Annotated in this window: 3 protein-coding genes; 1 reads left to right on the forward strand and 2 read right to left on the reverse strand. The window is 63.5% G+C overall.

All coding sequences use genetic code 11. From position 1 onward, the window contains the following. Positions 1-431: 431 nt before the first annotated feature. Positions 432-626, forward strand: coding sequence for a hypothetical protein (locus ON20_RS26045; RefSeq protein ID WP_040839732.1), 195 nt, complete (start codon positions 432-434; stop codon positions 624-626). A 429-nt stretch (positions 627-1,055) separates the two neighbouring features. Here ON20_RS26045 and ON20_RS26050 read toward each other — a convergent pair whose 3' ends face one another. Together ON20_RS26050 and ON20_RS26055 are read right to left on the reverse strand one after the other, a co-directional pair. Then, positions 1,056-1,391 (reverse strand): hypothetical protein, encoded by a 336-nt coding sequence (locus ON20_RS26050; RefSeq protein ID WP_040839734.1) that lies wholly within the window; start codon positions 1,389-1,391, stop codon positions 1,056-1,058. 343 nt (positions 1,392-1,734) lie between these two features. Next, positions 1,735-2,202: a hypothetical protein gene (locus ON20_RS26055; protein WP_040839736.1), complete on the reverse strand. Its 468-nt coding sequence runs from the start codon at positions 2,200-2,202 to the stop codon at positions 1,735-1,737. Positions 2,203-2,811 lie beyond the last annotated feature (609 nt).

A 2,811-nucleotide genomic window follows, 5' to 3' on the forward strand; every position in this document is an offset into this window, starting at 1 on the left:
TAACGCCACACGCAATTAGGCGACACGGCCTAACCAGTGAACTGGTGTTTTGTTGCTTTGGCGAGGTTGTGGTCCGGCGGGTTCGGATGGTTTCCGGTCGCTGGTGGTCTTGATGTGCACGTCGTAGCGGGGTGCGGGGCGTTGGTTGCGGTGACCGGCCGGCCGGGTCCGGGTCGGGAGGGTTTCGGTGCTCTGGCGGGACAGGCGACTTTCCTGCAGAGGTGTCGAAACCCTCGACGGACACGTGCAAATGTAAGCCCTTGCGGGGCAGGCGGTTTCTCCCATGAGCGTTTCAGGTCGGCGGTGAGGTTGCAGGCCAGACGCAACTGGGTGCAGGCGGCCAACAGCAGCCAGGACCACCGGTCGGCGGCACTCGGGTTCCGGAGTTTCGGGCTGGTCCAGCCAGGGGTCTGTTTCAGTATGCGGAAGGTGTGCTCGATATCGAACCGGCGCAGAAATGTCTGCCACAACAGATCGACCTCGTCCACGTCCAGGTCGACGCGAGATGCCACAACCACACCGGCTTCGGGATAGCACTGGAAGGCAATCGTGCGATGTCGAGCCGGGCCGGCGTTGCCTCGATCACCGGCAGCTTCCCAACCTGGAAAGCCCATGAAGATCGATGAGTAAGAGCTCGGTTCAGAATGAAGTTTGGGATGCCTTGCGTTGCGCTGCAGCGTATTCGACAATCCCGGTGTGGGCGATGCGGTGGTGATCGATGAGCTGTGGGCAAGGTTGGAGTCGTTGATCCCGGGTGCGGGAGAGACGTTTCCGTTATCCCCGGTCGTCACCGGGCCGATGACCGAGCGGCATTGGAGGCCGGCGGAGCCGGCCCCGGCATCTGTATGCCGCCCGCGGCTGCGTGTGTCCCCGTTCGAGATAATCGATGCGGTAGCCGAGTGTCTCGGGGTGGGTGAAGCGCCTCGTCACAGGCTGTTGCACCACCTTGTCGGCCTACCGGCAGACAAGGCAAAGGCCTTGTCGGAGTCGAGGAGAGCACCGCTCGAGGGCCGAGGCGATCTCGTCTCGTCGAGCGGTGCCCCGCCTCGCCCGGATCAGCGGGTGACGGTCACGCTGACGCCCGGTGGAGCCGTGACCGGTTGATCGATGAGGATCGTCAGTGTCGACCCCGGTGTTTGTGCGGCCTGGTGGGCGATACGAGAGATGTTGTCCCCGAGACGTTGTTGCGCCTCCGGAGTGAAGTTGGGAGGAATCCGCCCCAGGACGGGACCGAGGTTCAGGGCGGTGATCGCCTGGGCCTCCGTGTGGGTGAAGTCCACGGTGACCGTAGTAGGTGAGGGGGTCACCGCCAGGGCCGAGGCAGGCGCGCTGCCGAGGACGATGTACCCGATCGGGGCGGTGACTGCGAGCAGTGGCGAGATGAATCGCATGATAGTCCTTATCCCGGCGTTGGCCGAATGGTGGTGGAAACGGGAGAACGGGCCGGCGAATCGGGTCGATTGCCGGTGCGTCGGTGGTGGCTCGTCTTTTCCTGTCGTGATGAGGCGGACAGGTCGAGCAGGTGTGCGCCCTCCCGAGCGGGATGCTCGATGTACGCCCGGTGTTGTGGATGGTGTCGAGGTCATGACGTGGTAATGCCGCCGACGGTCACCGGTCGGCGGCGTGTCGCCGTCGACCTGGCACCGTCGGTGTGACTGTCTCGAAGCGCTCGTACGAGCGTTGTGCTGCTCGGCGGTCGGTCGGTTGGGCCGAGGTGTGTGACCGCGGTAAACATCAGAACAGGTTGCCGCGGTCGCATAAGCTCGCGCTACGCCAGGAAGGGCCGGGACGGTCCGTATCGGAGTCGAAAGTCCATTCGGCGATGGGCCCCGCGGTTTTCCAGTACAGCGTACCGGTGGAATCGGCGAAAACCGTGTAGATGTTCTCACGGCCCTCGACCAGTTGATATCCGACGCAATGGTCGTTGTGATCGGTTCCGGGTTGATGCGCGCCTATGCTGAACGAGTCGGCCGGATCTCCCAGGACACCCGGATTGGGGACGCTGCTCGGTTCGTCTGCCGGGCTGCTGCGCAGCCAGCGCGGTATACGGGAATCACTTGTCTCGCAGCGGAAGCTCCAGCCGCCGGCGGTGACGGTCGTCCCGGAGGCATGAGGGATTCCGGCCCACAGGCACGGCCTCGTGACCTCGAGTGCCGTGGCAGGGGTTGCGGCGATCATCACTGCGACGGCTGTGGCCGGCACCAGTAGCGCTATGGACGCATGCCGTGTCGATGGTGCCCAGGCGTCTCGATCTTCGGGCGGACGGGGAGTTCTCGGTGCTGTGTTCATGGTCTAGTTCTTTCTGGGTTCTGTCCGCGCTGTGTCGTGACAACCTGATCTATTACATCTTAGGTAAGGAGAAGGTAATGCAATGGTAATTGTTAGTCATGGATTGCGAATCACTTTCGGATCGCAAGCATCTGGGACACCGATGGATACCGGCTCGGCGTCGTGAGCCACCGCGACGAATGTCGCTTCCAGGTCGAGAAGGGTCCGAGGATTGCGACGAGCGGGCCGACATGGCCCTTGCGGTCGCCGGGCGGAAATGCTTGCCCGGAGGCGGTTTCGGTCGGGTGCGGCCGATGTCACAAGGCGAGATCCGGCAAGTTGCGATCGGTCGACGGTTATCGCGGTGCGGCCGGTGCATCGAGTTGCCGCGGCAACGGGCGGGCGCCGGAAGTGGCGGTGGTGAAGACATGTTCCGCGATCGGGCATCTTCGCCGCTGCCCGAGGCAGGGGTGCTCCCACCATGTGATCCGCAAGGAGGGGAGGCAAGGGAGGAGAACATCCCTAAAATTTGGTGCTTACATT

The organism is Nocardia brevicatena NBRC 12119 (assembly GCF_000308495.1).
Classification (GTDB): Bacteria; Actinomycetota; Actinomycetes; order Mycobacteriales; family Mycobacteriaceae; genus Nocardia; species Nocardia brevicatena.

Excerpts from the sequence above, each read along its gene's own strand:
- ON20_RS26050 (WP_040839734.1), bottom strand. The coding sequence starts at position 1,391 with ATGCGATTCATCTCGCCACTGCTCGCAGTCACCGCCCCGATCGGGTAC.